Below are 412 nucleotides of genomic sequence, written 5' to 3'. Positions count from 1 at the left end.
CTACTAAAATTAAATCAAATCACAAGAGGATGGATTAATTATTATGGAATTGCTAACGCACGCGGAAAGCTAATTGAACTAGACCAATGGATTAGAAGAAGATTGAGAGCTTGCATATGGAAACAATGGAAGAAGATTAGCACTAAACAAAGAAATCTAGCTAAATTAGGAATTAATAAATACAAAGCATGGGAATATGCAAATACAAGAAAAGGCTATTGGAGAATTTCCAACAGCCCAATTTTGAGCAAGTCTTTAAATAATAAATACCTAGAATCTCTAGGATTTATTAGTCTAACACAAACATATCAAATGATACATTAAATTCTGATGAACCGCCGTATACCGAACGGTACGTACGGTGGTGTGAGAGGTCGGAAAACAAAATAATTGTTTTCCTCCTACTCGATTA

1 protein-coding gene is annotated in these 412 nt (G+C 33.7%); it reads left to right on the top strand.

The window, feature by feature from the left end:
- Window positions 1–324 (top strand): group II intron maturase-specific domain-containing protein (locus ACJDTP_RS27465; RefSeq protein ID WP_406763011.1); only part of this gene is annotated, 324 nt, incomplete at its 5' end.
- Window positions 325–412: the final 88 nt, after the last annotated feature.

This window comes from Candidatus Clostridium helianthi (assembly GCF_045310795.1).
In the GTDB taxonomy this organism is placed as follows: Bacteria; Bacillota; Clostridia; order Clostridiales; family Clostridiaceae; genus Clostridium; species Clostridium helianthi.
Note: the sequence above shows the minus strand (reverse complement) of the source record. Positions and strands in the feature narration are given on the sequence as shown.